14 protein-coding genes and 2 pseudogenes are annotated in these 19,689 nt (G+C 64.3%); 8 read left to right on the forward strand and 8 right to left on the reverse strand.

Annotated elements, in window-relative coordinates; translation table 11 throughout:
* Positions 1-94 precede the first annotated feature (94 nt).
* Entirely contained in the window at positions 95-664 is a 570-nt protein-coding gene (locus ACIPHM_RS00705; protein ID WP_400323329.1) for a PadR family transcriptional regulator, read from the reverse strand.
* A gap of 162 nt (positions 665-826) precedes the next feature.
* Between ACIPHM_RS00705 and ACIPHM_RS00710 the strand changes: the two genes are divergently transcribed.
* Entirely contained in the window at positions 827-2,848 is a 2,022-nt protein-coding gene (locus ACIPHM_RS00710; RefSeq protein WP_400323332.1) for an NADPH-dependent 2,4-dienoyl-CoA reductase, read from the forward strand.
* 306 nt (positions 2,849-3,154) lie between these two features.
* Positions 3,155-4,813, forward strand: a complete 1,659-nt coding sequence (locus ACIPHM_RS00715; RefSeq protein WP_400323335.1) for a diguanylate cyclase domain-containing protein — start codon at positions 3,155-3,157, stop codon at positions 4,811-4,813.
* 83 nt (positions 4,814-4,896) lie between these two features.
* Here ACIPHM_RS00715 and ACIPHM_RS00720 read toward each other — a convergent pair whose 3' ends face one another.
* Positions 4,897-6,285, reverse strand: a complete 1,389-nt coding sequence (locus ACIPHM_RS00720) for a CoA transferase (protein WP_400324282.1) — start codon at positions 6,283-6,285, stop codon at positions 4,897-4,899.
* 309 nt (positions 6,286-6,594) lie between these two features.
* On the opposite strand from ACIPHM_RS00720, the gene ACIPHM_RS00725 reads away from it, so the two are divergent.
* The 4 genes from ACIPHM_RS00725 to ACIPHM_RS00740 all read left to right on the forward strand — a co-directional run bounded on the left by ACIPHM_RS00725 (position 6,595) and on the right by ACIPHM_RS00740 (position 12,765).
* Entirely contained in the window at positions 6,595-6,900 is a 306-nt protein-coding gene (locus ACIPHM_RS00725; RefSeq protein ID WP_400323338.1) for a hypothetical protein, read from the forward strand.
* A gap of 967 nt (positions 6,901-7,867) precedes the next feature.
* A complete protein-coding gene (locus tag ACIPHM_RS00730; RefSeq protein ID WP_400323341.1) occupies positions 7,868-9,139 on the forward strand; it encodes an HlyD family secretion protein in 1,272 nt (423 codons plus the stop codon).
* Between the two features lie 15 nt (positions 9,140-9,154).
* Complete coding sequence (locus ACIPHM_RS00735; protein WP_400323344.1) at positions 9,155-11,323, forward strand: peptidase domain-containing ABC transporter; 2,169 nt, start codon at positions 9,155-9,157, stop codon at positions 11,321-11,323.
* The gene (locus ACIPHM_RS00740) at positions 11,320-12,765 is read left to right on the forward strand and encodes a TolC family protein (RefSeq protein WP_400323347.1); all 1,446 of its coding nucleotides are present in this window, start codon (positions 11,320-11,322) and stop codon (positions 12,763-12,765) included. Before ACIPHM_RS00735 ends, ACIPHM_RS00740 begins: the two co-directional genes overlap by 4 nt.
* Positions 12,766-12,818: 53 nt before the next feature.
* Here the strand turns inward: ACIPHM_RS00740 and ACIPHM_RS00745 are convergent, their stop codons facing one another.
* The 3 genes from ACIPHM_RS00745 to ACIPHM_RS00755 all read right to left on the reverse strand — a co-directional run bounded on the left by ACIPHM_RS00745 (position 12,819) and on the right by ACIPHM_RS00755 (position 15,596).
* Positions 12,819-14,378, reverse strand: coding sequence for a PepSY-associated TM helix domain-containing protein (locus ACIPHM_RS00745; protein ID WP_400323350.1), 1,560 nt, complete (start codon positions 14,376-14,378; stop codon positions 12,819-12,821).
* A gap of 140 nt (positions 14,379-14,518) precedes the next feature.
* Complete coding sequence (locus ACIPHM_RS00750; RefSeq protein ID WP_400323353.1) at positions 14,519-14,953, reverse strand: DUF2946 domain-containing protein; 435 nt, start codon at positions 14,951-14,953, stop codon at positions 14,519-14,521.
* Positions 14,954-15,122: 169 nt separating this feature from the next.
* Positions 15,123-15,596: a LuxR C-terminal-related transcriptional regulator gene (locus tag ACIPHM_RS00755; RefSeq protein WP_400323356.1), complete on the reverse strand. Its 474-nt coding sequence runs from the start codon at positions 15,594-15,596 to the stop codon at positions 15,123-15,125.
* On the opposite strand from ACIPHM_RS00755, the pseudogene ACIPHM_RS00760 reads away from it, so the two are divergent.
* A pseudogene (locus tag ACIPHM_RS00760) lies at positions 15,592-15,831 on the forward strand (alpha/beta fold hydrolase); the annotation flags it as partial. The gene ACIPHM_RS00755 and the pseudogene ACIPHM_RS00760 overlap by 5 nt on opposite strands.
* Positions 15,832-16,007: 176 nt before the next feature.
* A pseudogene (locus ACIPHM_RS00765) lies at positions 16,008-16,446 on the forward strand (alpha/beta hydrolase); the annotation flags it as partial.
* Positions 16,447-16,542: 96 nt separating this feature from the next.
* Here ACIPHM_RS00765 and ACIPHM_RS00770 read toward each other — a convergent pair.
* The 3 genes from ACIPHM_RS00770 to ACIPHM_RS00780 are packed head-to-tail and all read right to left on the reverse strand — an operon-like array spanning position 16,543 to position 19,582.
* Entirely contained in the window at positions 16,543-17,523 is a 981-nt protein-coding gene (locus ACIPHM_RS00770) for an ABC transporter substrate-binding protein (RefSeq protein ID WP_400323359.1), read from the reverse strand.
* On the reverse strand, positions 17,523-17,852 hold the full coding sequence (locus ACIPHM_RS00775) for a 4Fe-4S binding protein (RefSeq protein WP_400323362.1): 330 nt from the start codon (positions 17,850-17,852) through the stop codon (positions 17,523-17,525). Before ACIPHM_RS00775 ends, ACIPHM_RS00770 begins: the two co-directional genes overlap by 1 nt.
* Positions 17,849-19,582, reverse strand: a complete 1,734-nt coding sequence (locus ACIPHM_RS00780; RefSeq protein WP_400323365.1) for an FAD-binding protein — start codon at positions 19,580-19,582, stop codon at positions 17,849-17,851. Before ACIPHM_RS00780 ends, ACIPHM_RS00775 begins: the two co-directional genes overlap by 4 nt.
* Positions 19,583-19,689 lie beyond the last annotated feature (107 nt).

The raw sequence follows: 19,689 nt of genomic DNA on the forward strand, positions 1-19,689 counted from the left end.
CGGTAAGCGTAACGTCGATTCTCACGTTAAACGCGCCAGACACCTCGTCCGTTGACAAGAAAATGGGACGAATCGTAACCGCTGCCGTATGGCATCAGGCAGCCTGATCGCCGCCAGTCGCGACACCGTCCCATTGCGCCAGCAGGGTCAGGGCTTCGCGGGTCCATTCGAGCCAGCCTTCTTCGTAACGCACCCCCAGCCGAAGGATGTGGCGTTGCAGCGCGGCTTCGCGAGAGGGCGTTTCGCCTGCCGGAAAGTCGCGCGTTTCAATGGCCTGGTAAGCCGCGAGCCTCTGCGCGTGGAGCGCGGCGCGGCGTTGCAGTTCGGGGCGAAGACCGAGCGGTCCGATGGCGGCGTCGGCCCGCAGCCGGACCATAAGATCGTCGCGCAGTTCGGACGGCTCGGTCGGCGTGGCGGCCCAGGCGAGCAGTTCGTCGCGCCCCGCGTCCAGCACCCGATAGACGCGCTTGCGCGTGCGTCCGCCGTCGGGGGCGGCCATCGAGTCGATCCATCCGGTCGTCTCCATGCGCGCCAGTTCGCGGTAGATCTGTTGATGGGTGGCGTGCCAGAAGAATCCGATCGATTTGTCGAAACGGCGGGCAAGGTCGTATCCCGAGGAGGATTTCTCCAGGAGCGAGGTCATCAGAGCGTGGGCGAGTGGCATGCCCGCTAGTCTAGGCACTCTAAAGGCACTATGCAACTCGTTGCATAGTCGCGCGGGCACGAATAAAATCGTCGTCAAACTATGCAACCGGTTGCATAGCCGGAAAAACCTGAACGCCCCCAAAACCCACGGCCTCCCCGCCGGACGATGAGAGAGACAACGATGAGCGGCTATCCCCACCTGATGCAGCCCCTGGATCTGGGCTTTACGACCTTGCGCAACCGCGTGTTGATGGGCTCGATGCACGTCGGACTGGAAGAAGCGCGCAACGGCTTTGCCCGCATGGCCGAGTTTTACGCGGAGCGCGCCCGGGGCGGTGTGGCATTGATGGTGACGGGTGGGATCGCGCCGAACGACGCCGGACGCCCGTACGCTGGCGGCGCGAAGCTCAGCACCGGGGAGGAAGCGGACAAGCATCGCGTGGTGACGCAGGCCGTGCACGCCGCCGGCGGCAAGATCGCCATGCAGATCCTGCACTTCGGGCGCTATGCCTACCATCCGGATCTGGTCGCGCCCAGCGCATTGCAGGCGCCCATCACGCCCGCCAAACCGCGCGAACTGACGAGCGACGAGGTCGAGGCAACCATCGACGACTTCGTGAACTGTGCGGCCCTCGCGCAACACGCTGGTTACGACGGCGTCGAAATCATGGGCTCCGAGGGGTACCTGATCAACGAATTCATCGCCGCACGCACCAACCATCGCACCGATGCCTGGGGCGGCAGTTATGCAAACCGCATGCGCTTTGCGGTGGAAATCGTGCGCCGCGTGCGCGAACGGGTAGGGCGCGAGTTCATCATCATCTACCGTCTGTCGATGCTCGATCTGGTCGACGGCGGTTCCACCTTCGACGAAGTGGCGCAACTCGCCCGCGCGATCGAAGCCGCCGGGGCGACGCTGATCAACACCGGCATCGGCTGGCACGAAGCCCGCATTCCGACGATTGCCACGAGCGTGCCGCGCGCCGCCTTCGCGTGGGTCACGGGCAAGCTCAAGGGGCATGTGGGCATTCCGCTCATCACGACGAACCGCATCAACATGCCCGATGTTGCCGAGCGGATTCTCGCGCAAGGCGAGGCCGACATGGTGTCGATGGCGCGCCCGCTGCTGGCCGATCCCGAATTCGTGAACAAGGCGGCGGCCGATCGCGCCGAGGCCATCAACACCTGTATCGGGTGCAATCAGGCGTGTCTCGATCACACGTTCAGCGGCAAGATCACGTCGTGTCTGGTCAACCCGCGCGCTTGTCATGAGACGGAACTGCGTATCGAGCCGGCGGGACGCAAGCGCCGTGTCGCGGTCGTCGGTGCAGGCCCCGCAGGGCTGGCCGCGGCCACGGTCGCCGCGCGGCGGGGGCACGATGTCACGCTCATCGAAGCGGACGTCGAGATCGGCGGCCAGTTCAATATGGCCAAACGGATTCCGGGCAAAGAAGAGTTCTTCGAGACGTTGCGCTACTTCCGTCACGAACTCGAAGCGAGCGGTGTCGACGTGCGTTTGAACACGCGCGCCACGGTGGACTCCCTCGTGGGTGGCGGCTACGACGACGTGGTGCTCGCGACCGGCGTCGTGCCGCGCACCCCGGCCATCGAAGGCATCGATCACCCGAAGGTGCTCAGCTATATCGATGTGCTACGCGGCGGTGCCACGGTCGGCAAGTCCGTTGCGGTGATCGGCGCGGGCGGCATCGGCTTCGATGTGGCCGAGTTCCTCACGCAGTCCGGCGAGAGCGCCACGCTGGTGCCCGAGAAGTTCTACGCGGAGTGGGGCATCGATCCGTCGTATGCCCACCCGGGCGGTCTGTGTCCCGCGGCGGCCCAGACGTCCCCGCGCAAAATCTACCTGATGCAACGCAAGACATCGAAGGTCGGCGACGGCTTGGGCAAGACCACGGGATGGATTCATCGCACGTCGCTCAAACATCGCGGCGTCGAGATGATTCCCGGTGTGACCTATCGGCGTATCGACGACGAAGGGCTGCATGTCACCATCGACGACACGCCTCACGTGCTATCCGTTGATAACGTTGTTTTGTGCGCCGGACAGGAGCCGTTGCGGGCGTTAGCGGAAGGATTGCGAGCGGCTGGCGCGAGGGTGCATATCATCGGCGGGGCCGATGTGGCGGCCGAACTCGACGCAAAGCGCGCCATCAAGCAAGGCACGGAGACGGCGATCGATCTGTAAGAAAGTTTTGGGATCCACGCGAGCCGCGGTTGTCGTTGTGCGACAATGGCGCCTCGCGATCGTCGGGGTTCGATAGGACGTGTCGCAATGCCAAAGCGTGTGTGCCAAGTGCCAGGCATGCCGCGGATTGCCGTCGTTACGGGGTCACCCGTCGCGGCCTCAATGGGAATCCGTACCGTGTGGCCGACGGTGTCATCGTCAATGATGCGCAAGTTATTTCCGGCTCTCTCACTCTCTGGTCGCCTCCGGCTACAGAATCTTGCCGTTGTCTGCATTGTCGCCGCGCTTAGCGGCGGCCTGCTGACGTTGGCTTGGGGAACGTACCGGCGGGCTAGCGAGGCTGAGTTCGCGCTCGACGCGTTGCGCGCCACGCTGATCGCGATGGAGAAGGCGTCTGCCGAGCGCGGCCCTGCCAATGCGGTGCTCGGCGCTGACCTCCCACTCCCGGTCGATTCCGTCGCCGCGTTGCACAACGCCCGCGAAACGACCAATGCGCGTCTTCAGGAACTGCTCGCGGCGCTCTCGCCAGACCGATGCGATCAATGCGGTTTTAGTCTGCGCGCCGTCGAACGGGCGCGACTCGATCTCGCGGCGGCGAGTGCGAACGTCGATTTGCTGGTGCAGAGCCCACGCGAAATGCGCAGTGACGCGGCGGTGCGCGAGGCCGTCGAGCGCATGGTCCGCGTCATTGCCGACTTCACGCCCGTGGTGACGTCACGCATCGATATCGTGTCTCGCGGTGCCCCCGGCGCGCTCCCTTACCTCATCCTCGCCCGCTTTGCTGCCGATCTGCGCGAGTACGCCGGGCAACTCGGCTCGAACTTCACGGCAGCCCTTGCCACCCGGCAGAGGCTCACCGAAGCCGACCAACGCACCATCGAGCGCACGCTCGGGCGTATCGACCAACTGCACGACATGATGACGTCGCGGGTGATCGAGCCGCATGAGCTTGGCCCCGATACGCTTAACGCACTGAATTCCCAGTACTTTGCCGCCGGGCTGCATTACGTGGCGACAGTGCGCACGCTGGCCTCCCAGCCTCGGGCGACATCGCTGACGACGGCGGAGTTCGCCAGTCACTATGTGCCGACGATGCGCGCCATCACCGATTTCCGCGACCGCATGCTGACGCTGGCGCAACACGAAGTGGATTCGCAACGCTCGCGCGCGCTCCACCTCATGATCTTCACGGCAGTGGCCGAGTGCATTCTGGTGCTGGTGCTCTTTGTGGTGCTGCGCAATTTCCGGCGCACCGTCGTGCAACCGTTCGAGGCCGCTACGCGTTTCGTCAACGCGCTGGCGCAGGGCAATCTCGACGCCACGGTGCCGGGCGAGGGCTTGCCGATGCGTCGGCCGCAAGTGAGCGCCGTGTTCGATGCCTTGCGCGTGTTGCGGCAGAACACCGTCGAGTTGGTGCAACTGCGGCGCGAGCGCGCGCGGCTGTTGGGCGAGCTGGAGATGACGGCAGACACGGACCCGCTCACGCATTTGATGAACTGGCACACTTTCGAGCGTCAGGCGCAGGCCTTGTGTGCGATGGCGACGCCCGGGCAGGTCGCGCTGATCAAGTTCGATATCGATAATTTCACGCAGATCAACGCCAACTGGGGTCACAGTGTGGGCGACGACGTTCTTCGTCGCGTGGGCGCAGTGTGCCTGAACACGTGCCAGCCGGGCGACCTCGTTGCCCGACTGGGGGCGGATGGTTTTGTGATGCTCGCGCGCGTGCTCGACGCCTCGCGCGCACGACAGTTCGCGGAACTGCTGCGCGGACGCATCGAAGCCACGGCGCTGACGCTGACGAATGGTGAGGTGCTGCCGCTCTCCGCGAGCTTCGGCATCGCGTTGTCCGATCCCGCGATGTTCGAGGCGAACCGTGTCCCCACCAATATCTCGGTGCTGTTGAGTCAGGCGGAGCGTCAGTTGAATGTGGCTCGGCAGGCGCGGCGTCGCGCCATGGAATAGGGCGCCACAGTTCCGCGCGCCCCAAGACGATCCACGGAAGATTCGCCGCGGATCGTGTCCCGATGACGGCTGCCTGAGCCCGATCAAGCCCACATCGGCGTTGCCGTGCCCAGCGCCATCGCAGGCAGCGCCCAGTCGACGGGCGTCCCCGTCATCGACATCGGTGTGGCGACACGGCGCACCGGGCCCCACGACGTATCCTCGATTCGCGACGAAAGATCGTCAGGCGTCTCCTCCGCCAAGGGCGAGGGCGGGTTTTCCGGCGTGCGATGCGTCACGAGCAAGCGCGCGGTGCGAGCTAGCGAGGCGCGCACGGTGGCCCCGACCCCCTGCGTCTGACGAAGCGCCAGCGCATGGACTGCCGCGGCTGCCATCAGGTACCCCGTTGCGTAATCGATGCCTTGCCCGGGGAGCGGCACCGGGCGTTGCGCCCCCGCGGCGCGCATCCCCGCGTCGGCGATACCGGCGCTCATCTGCACCAGACTGTCGAAGCCGCGTCGTGTGTGCCACGGCCCTTGCCAGCCATAGGCGTCGAGCGAAACGTCGATCAACGAGGGATTGAGTTCGCGACGACGCGCCGCGCCCAGGCCGAGATGCTCAAGTGCGTCGGGACGATAGCCATGGACGACGATGTCCGCGTCGCGCAGCAACCCTTCGAGCGTAGCCCGTCCTTGCGGCTGTTTCAGATCGAGCCGCGCGCAGCGCTTGCCAAGCACTACCTCCGGCACCGTGCCCGGCTCGTCCCAGTTTGGCGGATCGATGCGCAGCACCTGCGCGCCGAATCCCGCGAGAAAGCGTGTCGCCGTAGGCCCCGCGAGAATACGGGTCAAGTCCAGCACACGAATGCCGCTGAGCGGACGCTCCCGTAACGGCGTCCACGTGCCGGTGTTGCGACGCGTGTCTGGCGCAGATCCCGCATCGAACGTCTCCCAATGCAGCAGCGGTTCCGTTGCCACGGCGCCCCCCTGCGGATGGGCATCCCACTGCGCAAGGGAGCGCATCGCGGCCGCACATCCGCCTTGGGCGACGACGGCCGTCTCCAGAGCATCGGCCTGCCATGTGGCGACAACGCGCGCGACGGCTTCGCGCTGCGCCTCGACCCCGAGCACGGCCAGCGCAGCGGCACGGTGATGCGGTGCGTTCGTATGCAGACGAATCCAGCCGTCGGCCGTCGGGTAGTCGCCCGCAATCGGATCCCACAGCGGCGGCGACGACCATCCTTGTGGGCGTAGTGACGTCTGAAACCAGAACGACGCCAACCGTCGGTCGACATTCACTTGCGGACACGCGGCGTTTGCCCCTAAACCGTAATCGCCGGCGGCACCGGTCGTCAGCCCGGCAACGGCGAGCGTTGCGGTGGCAATGGCGGACGTCGCGAAATCGGTATAGGGAAAGACGCAAGGCAACGCGCCACTGCCGCTGATCGTGAGATTGGGATTGGCTGGCGCCTGTGCGTCAACGGCCTGGCGCATCTCACGCAAATAGGGGGCGACGAAGCCGGTGTCCTCATCGAGCGTTACCTCGGGCTGGGAAATGCCTGAAACAGCGAAATGCATGGAAAGTCCTCGAACGATTCGATACGTGGTGCCGCAATGTGCCGCGACGCAAGGCTGCCGACGCATTGAAGCTTAATCCGATAGGCCTTGTTGTCAATGTTGATGGACTGCCCGGTCTGGATCGCCCGCCTCGTGCTACGAACGATTTTTCATTTCACGTAACATGCATTTGGGTACTCGAAAGCGACATTCATCAATCTGTAAAATTTTTAGGAGTTCTACATAGTGAGAGATCTTGCCGAGAATGAGATTGCCGTGGTTTCAGGTGCAGGACTCACGGGAACTGTGATGGGTGGACTCGCGGGGCGCGTGGCGGGGCAGGCATATGGCGCAAAACTTGGCGTATCCATCGGCGCAGCTCTCGGATCGGCATTCCCCGGCATTGGAACGCTTACGGGAGCGATAGCAGGTGGCGCTGCCGGTTATATCTACGGGGGACTTGCCGGTACGCTGGCCGGCTCCTATCTATTGAACGGCGTTCAGGATCAGGGGATATCGTTTCTTATCCCGGAGGCGTTCCTGAACGTGTGAGATGGCAGTGCGGTGATCGCTATGCATCGTGGGCAAAGATTGCCGGCGATTTGGGTTGTGGGCAGCATGAAATCAGCAGCTGATGTCGAAACCGTTAAATTGACAATTTATCGGGGGTAAATGCGATGAGAGATATCGCCAGCCATGAACTTCATGAGATTTCAGGCGCAACGAATAACGGCATAGTGATATGCAAATGGGACGCCCGTTGGAGAATATGGGTTTGTGAACCAGCGGCTCCTGAATTTGAATGTCCTGGTTACGTATGTACCGAACCATCCTTGAATTCATTCATCGATAGTGATCTGCAATAGCGAAATCTCCGCGCGTTACATTGTGCTTCGCCTACGGTATCTGACATACCTCAGACTTTCATCGAGCGGTATCGTGGCAAGGGAAATGACTCAAACAGTGAATTGTTTCGGCAATCCGGGAACGACTCGGGCATCTGCATCGCAATGCGCTGCAGCGACAAGGTTGCCAATGCATTGAAGCTCAATTTCATGGATTTTTTGGAAATATTTTGATGAATTTCCGGGGGTGAATTCTCCGGTTCGTATGACTGACGATTTTGCATTATGTGTAGTATCAATTTGCCCCCCGGTCTGTAAGACGTTCATCGTGTTTATTACTTAGGGGTTGAATGCCATGAGAGAGATGGATCAGCAGGAAATTTCTGCGGTTGCGGGGGCAAATCAATGTGGCGCTGTCGTGTGCAAACGTACGAGGCAAGAGACGGAGACCAGGTGGGTTTGTACGCCGAAGTACCCTCAATGTCCGAATTCTGAATGCCAGGATACTTTCCGAAACATATTTCATGACAGCGATAAAGTGAACTGAAATCGCTGGGGTTGCCGGGGCAGGAAATACTGCCCCGTAGCCACCAGACTCTCTGTGCATATGGCGTCGCAGGCATTCGGCGATTGCCGAATCGTATTCGGCTGCTTGGGCGGCCGCTCCGGATTTCATGCGTCTCAATTCCCCTTTGTTTCGAGCCGAAGCCGAACAGGCACATCGCACGTCGACGCTTGGCAAAATCGTTCTTCTGCGTCCGGTGTCGTTTACGGTCCTGACGGTTGCGGCGGCTTGTATGGCAACTGCCGTCGCGTTGCTGTTTGTGTTTGGCAGCTACACGCGCCGGACCACCGTCGAAGGCGTGGTGGTACCCGACGCAGGCCTTGTCAAGGTCTACGCTCAACAACCCGGCATCGTGCTGCGCAAAGTCGTGACCGAGGGACACCGCGTGGCGCGCGGGGCGGTGCTCTATATCGTGTCTACCGAGCTGCACAGTTCAGCGCAGGGTCGCACTCAGGCTGCGCTCATCGAGCAGGCCCGCCAGCGCAGAATTTCGCTTCTTCAGGAGATCGACAAGACTCGCGCGTTGCAGCGGGACGAACGCGACACGCTGCAGGCGAAACTCGCCAGTCTGCGCGCCGAGTCGGCGCGTCTTGACGATCAGCTTGCCAGTCAAAGCGAGCGCGCATCGATTGCCGCCGACGGGGTTGCGCGCTACCGTCGCTTGCTCGCGCAGGACTACATTTCCACCGATCAGCTTCAGCAGCGACAGGCAGATCTGCTCGACCAGCAGTCGAGGCTGCTCGGCCTGCGTCGCGAGCGCGCCAATGTGAATCAGTCACTCAAGGAGACCGTGAATACGCTCGCCGGTCTCGCGCTCAGACATCAGAACCAGTTATCCCAGGCAACACGAAGCGTGATCGATGTCGATCAGACAATGATCGAGAGCGAGGCCCGTCGCGAGCTTGTCGTGACCGCCCCCGAAGCCGGTCTTGTGACTGCCGCAATTGCCGAGCCGGGGCAGATGGTCGATACCGCACACCCCGCCGCAAGCATCGTTCCAGACGGCGCGCGTTGGCACGTTCACTTGTTCTTGCCAAGTGAGGCCGTCGGTTTCGTGCGCGTCGGCGACCGGGTGCGGGTTCGCTATCAGGCCTTTCCGTACCAGAAATTCGGCCAGTACCACGCGCGAGTGACCTCGATTGCGCGCACGGCCCTGTCTGCCGTCGAACTGTCGACCGGCGGCATGCTCTCCAACGACCCGCGCGGCGGCCACGCTTTTTACCGGGTGAGCGCAACCCTCGATTCGCAAAACGTCACCGCTTACGGCAAGCCGCAGCCGCTCCAGGCTGGCATGGCGCTTCAAGCCGATATTCTTCGCGAGCGCCGGCGCCTGTATGAGTGGGTGCTTGAGCCGCTATATAGCCTGACGGGCAAACTCTAATCCTTCTGCTCCCGCATGCCCTTTCTCGATCGCCTCTCGTTCGGCGTGGCTCGCAAGCTCCCCATACTCCTGCAGACTGAAGCCACGGAATGCGGGCTCGCATGCCTCGCGATGATCACGGGCTATCACGGCCACCACGTGGATCTCGCGGCGCTGCGCGGTCGTTTTCCCGTTTCGCTCAAAGGGGCCGACCTCGCCCGCGTCATCGAGATCGCCCAACAACTCGATCTCGGCACCCGTGCGCTGACGCTCGATCTCGATCAACTCGGTCAATTGCGCGTGCCGTGCATTCTGCACTGGAATTTCAACCATTTCGTGGTGTTGAAGGAGGTCGGCAGCAAAGGTGCGTTGATCTACGATCCCGCGCAGGGGATCCGCAAAGTGCCACTCGACGAGCTGTCGCGTTCGTTTACCGGCGTCGCACTGGAACTGTGGCCGACGAACCGTTTCGCGCCGCGCGACGAGGCGCCGCCGGTCAGGCTGCGCCAGTTGCTGGGCCCCGTGTCGGGGGTGTCACGCTCACTCGGTCAAGTGCTGATCCTTGCGCTGGCGCTTGAGGTGTTCGCTCTGGTGCAACCGTTCTTCATGCAGTGGGTGATCGACGAGGCGATCGTCAGTGCCGACCGGGATCTGCTCACGGTGCTCGCACTCGGCTTTGGCTTGTTGCTGTTGATGCAGCAGGCGACAAGCGCCATCCGCACGTGGGTGCTGATGTATTTCGGGACGACGCTCAACGTGCAGTGGCGCGCCAATGTCTTCACCCATCTGCTTAGTCTTCCCGTGGGGTACTTCGAGCGGCGCCATCTTGGCGACGTTGTGTCGCGTTTCGGCTCGATTGACGGAATCCAGCAGACGCTCACCACATCGTTCCTGAGCGCGGTGATCGACGGCTTGATGACCATCGTCACGCTCGCCATGATGTTCGTCTACAGCCGCATGCTCGGTTGCGTGGCGCTCGCGACGATGGCGCTGTACGCGCTGCTGCGCTGGCTGTGGTATCGCCCGCTTCGGCACGCGACGCAGGAGCAGATCGTGCGTGCGGCCAAGCAGCAAAGCCATTTCCTCGAAACCGTACGCGGTGTCAAGGCAATCAAGCTGTTCAACCGGCAGAACCAGCGCCGTGCGAGCTGGTTGTCGCTGCTCGTCGAGGAGATCAATGCCGGCTTGCACATGCAAAAGCTGCATCTGCTCTATCAGCAAGTCAATGGACTGCTGTTCGGCGCCGCGGGCATTCTAGTTATCTGGCTCGGCGCGCGGATGGTGATGGACGGACAGTTCACGGTCGGCGTACTCATGGCGTTTACTGCCTACAAGGGGCAATTCGACAGCCGGGTGGGCAGCCTCATCGACAAATGCTTCGAGATCAGAATGTTGCAGTTGCAAGGTGAGCGGCTGGCCGACATCGTATTCACGCCACCGGAATCCGACACGAGCCTGCGCCACGTGCCGGGCGAGGCCGAAGCGCTGACGGCGAGCATCGAGTTCGACGCGATCGGCTTTCGCTATGCAGACGGTGAGCCCTGGGTGCTCGACGGCGTGTCGCTCTCGATAGCGGAGGGCGAATCGGTCGCGCTGGTGGGGCCGTCAGGCTGCGGCAAGACGACGCTCGTCAACGTGTTGCTCGGCGCACTCGAACCCACTGCGGGCATCGTGCGGATCGGCGGCATCGACGCCGGCAGGCTGGGCCTGGACAGGCTTCGAACGCTCGTCGGCACCGTGTTGCAGGACGACGTGCTGTTCGCCGGCTCGATTGCCGACAACGTCAGCTTCTTCGATCCGGATGCCGATCACCGGTGGATTGCCGAATGCGCGAGGCTTGCCGCGGTGCATGAGGACATTGTGGCGATGCCGATGGGCTACAACACGCTGGTCGGCGACATGGGAACGGTGCTGTCCGGTGGCCAGAAACAGCGGGTACTGCTGGCCCGTGCGCTATACAAGCGGCCAAGGATACTGGTGCTCGACGAGGCGACAAGCCATCTCGACCTCGCGCGCGAAAGGCAGGTCAATGCGGCGGTCGGCGCGCTGTGCATGACGCGCGTGATTGTCGCGCATCGGCCGGAGACGATCGCGTCGGCTGACCGTGTGGTGTTGCTCGACGGTGGACGAATCGCCTTCGACCGCACGCGTGCCGCGTCGGAAACGGTGGTGCCCGACGGGCAGAGAGGGCCGAGCGGTCAATGAAACGTCAGGTTCTTTTTGCACTGTCAGCTGTCGCATTGGTGGCGGTTCCCGAGGCTCAGGCACAGCGCCTCGACGTGTTCCTCACGCGTGACGATGTGTCGGAGACCCCGGCCGCGCGGCTTCTCGGTGGCGTTCCGTGCCCCCGGCTGTCCGATGCGCGCCCTCTTGAGCTCGACGACGCGATCCTGCTGGCCGTCTGCACCCATCCGCAGGCGCGTCGGGCCTGGGCTGAAGCGCGGGCACAAGCCGCCGCGCTCGGCCTGGCGACGGCTGCGTACTTGCCGACGTTGAATGCAACCGTCGGGACGCAACGCAATACGTTGTCCACCACCTACGACCACAGCACATTCGGCGCGGGCTCGATCCGCCGGTCGCAGAACACGTCGAGCAGGTATGGCGCGTTGGACTTCAGTTGGGTGCTGTTCGACTTCGGCAAGCGCGACGCCGCACGGCGTCAGGCCCGCGCGCTGCTCGCGGCGGCCAACGCGACTCAGGACGGCACGCTTCAGACGGTGTTCTTCAATACGGCACAGGCGTTCTACACGCTTCGCGACGCGCAAGCGTCGCTCGACGCCGCGCAGCGCACGGAAGCCATCGCCCGTGAGAGCCTTGCCGAAACCGGCGCCAGACACGAAGCAGGCGCAGGAACGCTTGCCGATCAGCTACAGGCCCGCACCAGCTACCGGCGCGCGGTGCTTGATCGCGTCAGCGCAGAGGGGAACGCACGCGCGGCAACGGGCGCACTTGCCGTCGCCATCGGGCGAGACGTGAATGTCCCCCTGCAAATCGTGCCCCGGGAATTCGACGCCGAGGTGGCTGATGAGATCGGTGACGGCATCGACCAGTTGATCGACGAAGCGAAGCGGCGGCAGCCGAATCTCATCGCCGCGAGGGCGAAGCTCGATGCCGCGCATGCCAGCGTCGACGCGGCCCGCGTGCAGGATCGGCCGACCCTCTCGCTCGTCGGCAGTCTTAGGCAGAACGATCCGTCGTACAAGCAGCAACCGCAGTCCGTGCCGATGACGCGCAGCCGGGGCAGCATGATCGGCGTGCAGTTGACGATTCCCCTGTTCGAGGGGTTTGGATCCGGCTACCGGGTCGCGCAGGCGAGGGCGCAGGTGGACGCGCAAGCGGCCGCGCTGCACGACACCGAGTTGCAGGTATCGCTGGACGTGTGGCGCAGCTATCACGCCGTGCAAACCGACTCGGCCAACCTCGCCAACTCCCGCGACCTTCTCGACGACGCGCAACGAGCGCTAGACATGGCAAGGGGGCGCTACAAGGAAGGGGTTGGTACTTTTGCCGAACTACTCAATGCCCAGACGTCGCTCGCGGACGCGCGCAAACAGCGTGTGCTGGCGGTATCCAAATGGCAGATCGCACGCCTGAAGCTCGCGGCCAGCCTCGGCAATCTGAGGTTGTGGAACGCCAACCCGGAATGAGTTTTCGTTCGCTGGTGCGATCTCACGATCTCGCCATCTGGCTACCTGCCTCGCTAGCGTTGCCTGAACACCGCACGATCGCCCGCCCAGACCAGCGCCATCGTCGCGCCCATCAATGGGAAGACGCAGCCGAGCGCGATCATGCCGACCGTCCAGCCGCGCATGGGCGGGCGCGATTGCGCGCGCGACGGTGCGCCGAGCGAACGTGCCGGGCGGCGCATCCACCACATCACGGCACCGGTCACGGCCATCGCGAACAGTCCCATCGAAATCAACGCGCATAACCACTGGTTGGCCAAGCCGAAATAGCGGCCCATGTGCAGCGCGGTCCCATAGGAGACGGCCTGCGCGACGGCACCGTAGGCGTTGTAATCGATGTCGCGTAGCACCTTGCCGCTGTACTGATCGAGGTGAATGGTGCGCTCCGCTTTCGGATCGGCCGGGAAGTAAGAGACGGTATAGACGCCGTCCGGCTTTGACGGCACCACCAGGCTGTAACCGCTCTGAACGCCGAGCCGCGACGCGATGGTCATCACGTCGTCGATCGGCAGTGCGCCTTGGGCGCGCAAGCTGGCGGGCGTGAGACCGCTGCCGCCGGCGCTTTCGTGTCCGGCATGCCCCGCGTGTTCGCCACCGTCTCCCTGTGACGCCTGGCTCATGCCTTGCATCGACGCCATGTTCGCCATGCCGGGCATGGCCGCCATGGTGTCGGCGCCGGCATTCGCGGTGGTGTTCGTGGTGGTGGCCGGTGGCATCGATTCGGGAACGGTCGTATTGCCGACGGCCCATGGAATTTGCGCAATGGGCAAATCGTCCATCTTCATCGGCTTGACGGGGATTTGCGAGCGCACCGGCGCTTCGCCCCAGACCCCGGGCGGCGACCCCATGCCGACCTTGGACGTCAGCACCTTGAACTGCGCGCCCCATGAACCGGACCACGGCAACCCGGACAGCACGAACGCCAGTCCGCCCGCCGCCAGCCACAGACCCGCGACCCCATGCAAATTGCGCAGCAACGCACGCCCCCGCAACTGCAACCGCGGACGCAGCGTGTTCGCCCAAGTCGCGCCCGCGCGCGGCCACCAGAGCGCGAGGCCGGTGGCGAGCATGACCAGCGTCCAGCAACCGGCCAGTTCCATTAGCAATTCGCCCGGCTTGCCCAGCATGAGCGAGCGATGCAGCGCCCGGGCTTGCGCCATCAGCCGATGCTCGACACTCAGCGTGCCCAGCACCGCCCCGGTATACGGATTCAGATAGACACTCTCACGCTCGCCACCGGGCAGCCGGAAGATGAATTCCGCGCTGCGCTCGGGGTTCCGGTTCACTTCGACGGTGCTGATTTGCGAGCCGTCGGGCAGCGCCTTCGCGGCGCGTTCCATCAACGTCTGTTCGCTGAGTCGCGGGGCGGTGGAGGCCGCCACGATCAGGCGGTCGTGATACAGCCACGACTCGATCTGGGGCTGGAAGACATAGATCGTGCCGGTAATGGCCAGCACCATGAGCCACGGCATGACGAACAGGCCTGCGTAGAAATGCCAGCGCCAGAGGGTTCGGTATTGCCCGGCGGCGGTCGCCGGTTGCGCTTCACGCGCCTGGGAATAGGGGATCTGCATGTTGCAACGATTCCGTCTCGTTCGCCACTGCACGGCAATGGCACGCGCATGCCGCTGGCGTGAACGTCAGTCGGACATGAGGCGCGAATGATGAACGACGCCGTCACCGAACGTGGCGAGGCATCGGACTACGTGCGAGATCAGGAAACGGCAGGCGGCGCGCGCGCAGGCGGCGTGTAGGCGAGTGGATGACTGACGGGAGCGGTGTGTGCGACCGGGCCGGCGCGGGCAATCCACGCGAACGATACGGCACCCGTGAGCGCCGGCATCACCAGCGGCGGATGATTGGCGAGCAGCGAACAATAGCCGCAAACATCGCCCTGACGCTCATGCGCCGTGTGGGACATGGATGCGCCATGCATGGCATCGCTGTCGTGCGCATGGGCCGATGCCACCATCGCCACCGGCAGGGTGCGCGGTGCGCCATCGACCGAGCAGAACGCCACGTCCAACAGACGCGCCTGCTCCGTCCGGTGCGCAGCGAGCACCTGACTGACGACCGGCATGCACACGGCAAGCCACATGGCGGCGAGGCCGAGCCATGCAGTCAGGCGTTTGCGGGAGGTCAGGGACATGCGAAGCAGCGGATTGTGTGCGAAGAAGCCGGAATGCTATCACGCGGGACATGCCCGAATGTGGCCGAATACGGATATCGATATGCGGCGTTGCATATCGGGTGCTGCGCGCCGCTGCCGTTTTGCGAGGGCACTGCGGCATTTTGCCGCCATCGGCAAGTCCCCGACGTCAGAGCATGCCTGCCGTCAGTGCCTTGAGCGTGGCGGCGGCGCGCGTCGAGCACTCCAGTTTTCGGAAGATGCTTTCGACGTGCGTGCGCACCGTACTCGGACTGAGCGCTAGTGCCCGCGCGGCCTCCTTGTTACTGAGTCCGGCGCTGATCTGACGCAGCACATCGAGCTCGCGCGGCGACAGGAGCGAACTGCCGTCGGACGCCGCCGTGCGCGGGCGCACCGTCTGTCCCTGGGCCGTCGCGACGATAGCGCTCACGATCTCCGGATCGAATTTCCCGGCGCTGGCGTCGCGCACGAGTATGCCGGGAGCGTCGTCGAACGAATGCGCCGGCCGCCACGGACGCTCGGCCAGCAACGCCTCGAACGCCACGACAGCGGCAAGAATGCGATGCGGCACACTCAACGCCGGACCGGCGACGCCACGGAAATACCCGCTGCCATCGAGCCGCTCATACGCATAAGACGCCATCGACAATCAGCCGGGCAAGGTCGTGCTCGTCGGCCACTCGTGGGGTGGCGCGGTCATTACCGAAGCGGGCAAGGACGACAAGGTCGCTAGCCTCGTGTATGTCTCGGCTTTCGCGCCGGACGCCGGCCAATCGGTCGATACGCTCTCGAAAGACCTGCCCAAGGCCCCCGGCACCGATCATATCGTGGCCGACGCCAGCGGCTGGTTGAGCCTTCCGCCCGCCGACGTCGCCAAGGTCATTCTGGACGCGGTGGCCAGCGTCAGGTAAGACCGCATCAGGACGGCAGAGCCGCTGGCCGGCCGCCCGTCCGTCACCAGGGAAACAACGATAGCGGGGCGATAGCCGGGATTTTTGAATCCGTTTGTGTCGCCTATCCGGACCGATACATTCGGACATCAACGACGACGCAGTGGTGGTATCAGTTCTACTTCGCGACGGGGCGTGGTGCGAAGGGCTACGCCGCGAACACCGACGCGTTCAACAAGCTGATCTGGCAACTGGCCTCGCCGAAATGGCCGTTCGACGATGCGACTTACGCGCGTTCGGCCGCGGCTTTCCATAACCCGGATCACGTCGACATCGTGATTCACAACTACCGCTGGCGTCTGGGCTTGGCGCAAGGCGAGTCGCGCTTCGATGCACTGGAGAAGCGTCTGGCAACCGGGCCGACGATTGCCGTGCCGACGATCACGATGGAGGGCGACGCGAACGGCGCGCCGCATCCGGCCCCGGCAGCGTATCACCGGGAAGTACCAGCATCGCGACATCGGCGGCGGCGTCGGGCACAACCTGCCGCAGGAAGCCCCGAAAGCGTTTGCCGATGCGATTCTGGAAGTCGTCACGCTTTAAGCCGGTCATTAGCTCGTCAAGGCAGCGCCCGCCCGCGCAGAGCGGGCTGCCTTCATCAACCGATACCCGCCCGACCCGCCTGACTCGCCTGATCCCTCAGATCTGCCACTGTTGCAACGCGAAGTCGTTGCGAATCAGGCGGCTGCCGAGCAGAAAGCGTTTCACGCCGTCGAGGAGTTGAATGCCCGGCGGCGGAAGCACTTCGGCGGGATAGTTGGCGATGGGATGCGAGATCTTGATGGTCTCGATCGGAATCCCGCTCGTGCGCTGATGGAAGTCGAAGTAGGCGAGCGGGTCGCGGTCGATGTCCGCCAGGGCGGCGCGCCTCGCCCGGTTCCATGCGCCGGGCAGATCCGGCGCCTGTCCCAGTATGTTTGTCGACGCCACGATGACCGACGATCCCAGCAGTTCGGGATGTTGCGTGGCTTTATCGATGACGGGATAGCCCAGGGCAGCGAGCGTCGGCCCGAGGTCCGATGGCGCGGCGTAGGCGCCGATGGACCCGTGTTCGAGCGCGGCACCTGCGTCGCGCCCGAGCATGTGCACGACGCGCACGCGTCCCGTGAGCCCCGCACCGTCGAGTACACCGAGCAGATAGCGATGGATGTACGAGCCGAGCGGCACGCCTACCGTCTTGCCGTCGAGCGCCTTCACGCTGCGTACGCCACCGCGCGGTGTCAGCAACCAACCGGCCAGACCAATCTCTTCGAAACCGATCAGCCGCCCCTTGAGCCCTTGCGAGCGCGCCACCACGGCGGGAGTGTCGCCGTAGATGCCGACGTCGAGCGTTCCGGAGAAGAAGGCCTCGTTCAGATCGGGGCCGTTCGAGAACATGTCGAAGCGCACGTCCTTGAAGCCGAGAGGGGCCAACTCGCGCAGCAGATAGCCGCGCTCAAGGGCATAGCCAGTGGGCGCTGCCGGGGCGCGCGCCGGGCCGATCACGCCGAAGCGCAATGTCTTGCCGTTGCCGGTTGCGGCGCGCACGCCGCTGCCTGCGAGCAGCAGTCCGCTAGCCGCTGCGCCCTTGAGCAATGCGCGGCGGGTGCGGGAAACGTCGAATCGTGTGTCTTTCGTCATCAATGAGCCTTCGTTAACAAAACATAACTGGCGTCGAGCGCCGCAGTGGAGTGCCGGCCGGGGCCCCAGCCGAGGGCGTCGCGATAACTGCCCCAGGTCGCATCGCGCAGCACTTGCGCATCTTCGGCATTCGCGGGACGGTCCGCCTGCGGGGCCACGAAGAGCGCGTCCTCGGGGCAATAGAGCTCGCACATGAAGCAGGTCTGGCAATCGTCCTGCCGTGCTATGCGGGGAATGCCTCCCGCGACCGCTTCGAATACATTGGTCGGGCATGCGCGCACGCAGATGTTGCAACCCGTGCAGCGCGCTTCGTTGACGATCTCGATCATGCGAGGGCTCCGGTCAAGGCGGGACGTCCGGCAGGCGACGCGCTGTCGTGGGGCTGACCCGGCGGGCGAGCCGGGCTGATCGACGGTGTCGAATGCGTCGAATGAACGGAACCGAGCTCCCGAACGCTCACCGGATGCTTGCGAACCCAGACATCGTCGAGCCCGCCGCTGAGCAGCCGGTGATGTTGGGCGTCGTCGGTGGTGGTGAACTCAACGCGACGGTGCATGCCGCGTGTCTCGGTGCGGTGCTGCGCGCTGCGGTACATCCAGCGTGCCGTGGCAAGCATGGCGGCCGCCTCACGGGCGCGCACGGCGTCTTGCGCATGACGTGCCGGGGCACGCGTGCGCAGGTGTAGCCATAGGGCGTCGAGCCGTCCGAGCGAATCCGCCAGCAAGTCGGCGCTGCGCCACCAGTTGCGCTCGAACGGGAAGACCTCGTCCTGAACCGCACGAACGACCTGTGCGCTGTCGATGCCTTCGTGCGCTGCCGTGTCCTGCAATGCCACGCCCCCCGTGTGGTAAAGCGACGCGCTCGCGGCACGACGATTGCCTCGGGCAAAAGTCGCCGCGCCGGCACCCGCCCAGAATCCCGACGACATGGCCCACGCGGCGTTGTGGCTGCCACCGCCTGTGAAACCGCCGCAGATCAACTCGCGCGTGGCGGCGTCTCCTGCGGCATAGAGGCCGGCGACGGACGTCGTGCAATCGCGCCCGGTGACGTTCAACCCGCCGGTGCCGCGCACCGTGCCTTCCAGGCGCAGGGTGACGGGGAAATGCTGCGTAAAGGGGTCGATTCCGAGCCGGTCGAACGGCAGGAAGAAGTTCGGCTGCGCTGTACGCATCCACGCGCGCACCTGCTCGTCGGCTTGATCGAGGCAGCCGAACACCTTGCGGGTGGCCAGCTCGCGAGCGATCACACCGCGTCCGCGCGCCGAACCGGCGCCCTCGATCTTCTGGCCGTCTTCGTCATAGAAGGTCGCCCATTTGTAGAACATCGACTTGGTGACGGAGGCGAACGCGGGGCCTAGGCCGTAGGCGTTCGAGAACTCCATGCCCGACAGTTCGGCACCCGCTTCGGCCGCCATCAACTGGCCGTCCCCTGTGAGGACATTGCAGCCGAGTGCGCGGCTCAGAAAGGCGCAGCCTCCGGTGGCGATCACCACGGCGCCTGCACGCACCAGCCAGGTCTCTCCCGTCTGACGGTTGACGCCCGTGGCGCCTGCCACCGCACCGTCGTCGTCAACGAGCAGCTCCAGCGCGGGGCTGTGGTCGAGAATGCGCGCGCCGCTTTCCTTCACGCGTTTGCGCATGAGCCGCATGTAATCCGGCCCTTGCACGGAAGTGCGTTGCGACTGTCCGAGCTCGTCCACCGGGAAGGGGTAGCCCCAGTCGGCCAACTGCTGGACGTTGTCCCACGTTTGGGCGAGCACCCGGTCCATCCACTCGTGCTCGGCCAGGCGACCTCCCATCTCGAAGCGGCTCGCCTTGGCACGCTCGCGCGCCTCGCCGTCGTCCGGCACATACCAGACAGCGGTGCCCGAGGGCGCCGTCGCACCGGACGTGCCGCAATATCCCTTGTCGGCCAGCACCACTTTCGCGCCGTTGGCGGCCGCACTGATGGCGGCCCACGTGCCGGCGGGGCCGCCGCCGATCACGAGAACATCCACCTCGTGACGCTTGCTGACGAAGGCGTCGGTCACTTTGCGCTGTCGCGCGTCTGCCTGAGTCATTTCCTTACGCTCCTGAGTCGAATTTCGATATGCCGATTCATCATTAGGGACGACGCCAAAACGCGGTACGGTGGCCGATCCCCCCGGCGATACGACGCGCTTGTCAT

This window comes from Pandoraea sp. NPDC087047, assembly GCF_044745225.1.
In the GTDB taxonomy this organism is placed as follows: Bacteria; Pseudomonadota; Gammaproteobacteria; order Burkholderiales; family Burkholderiaceae; genus Pandoraea.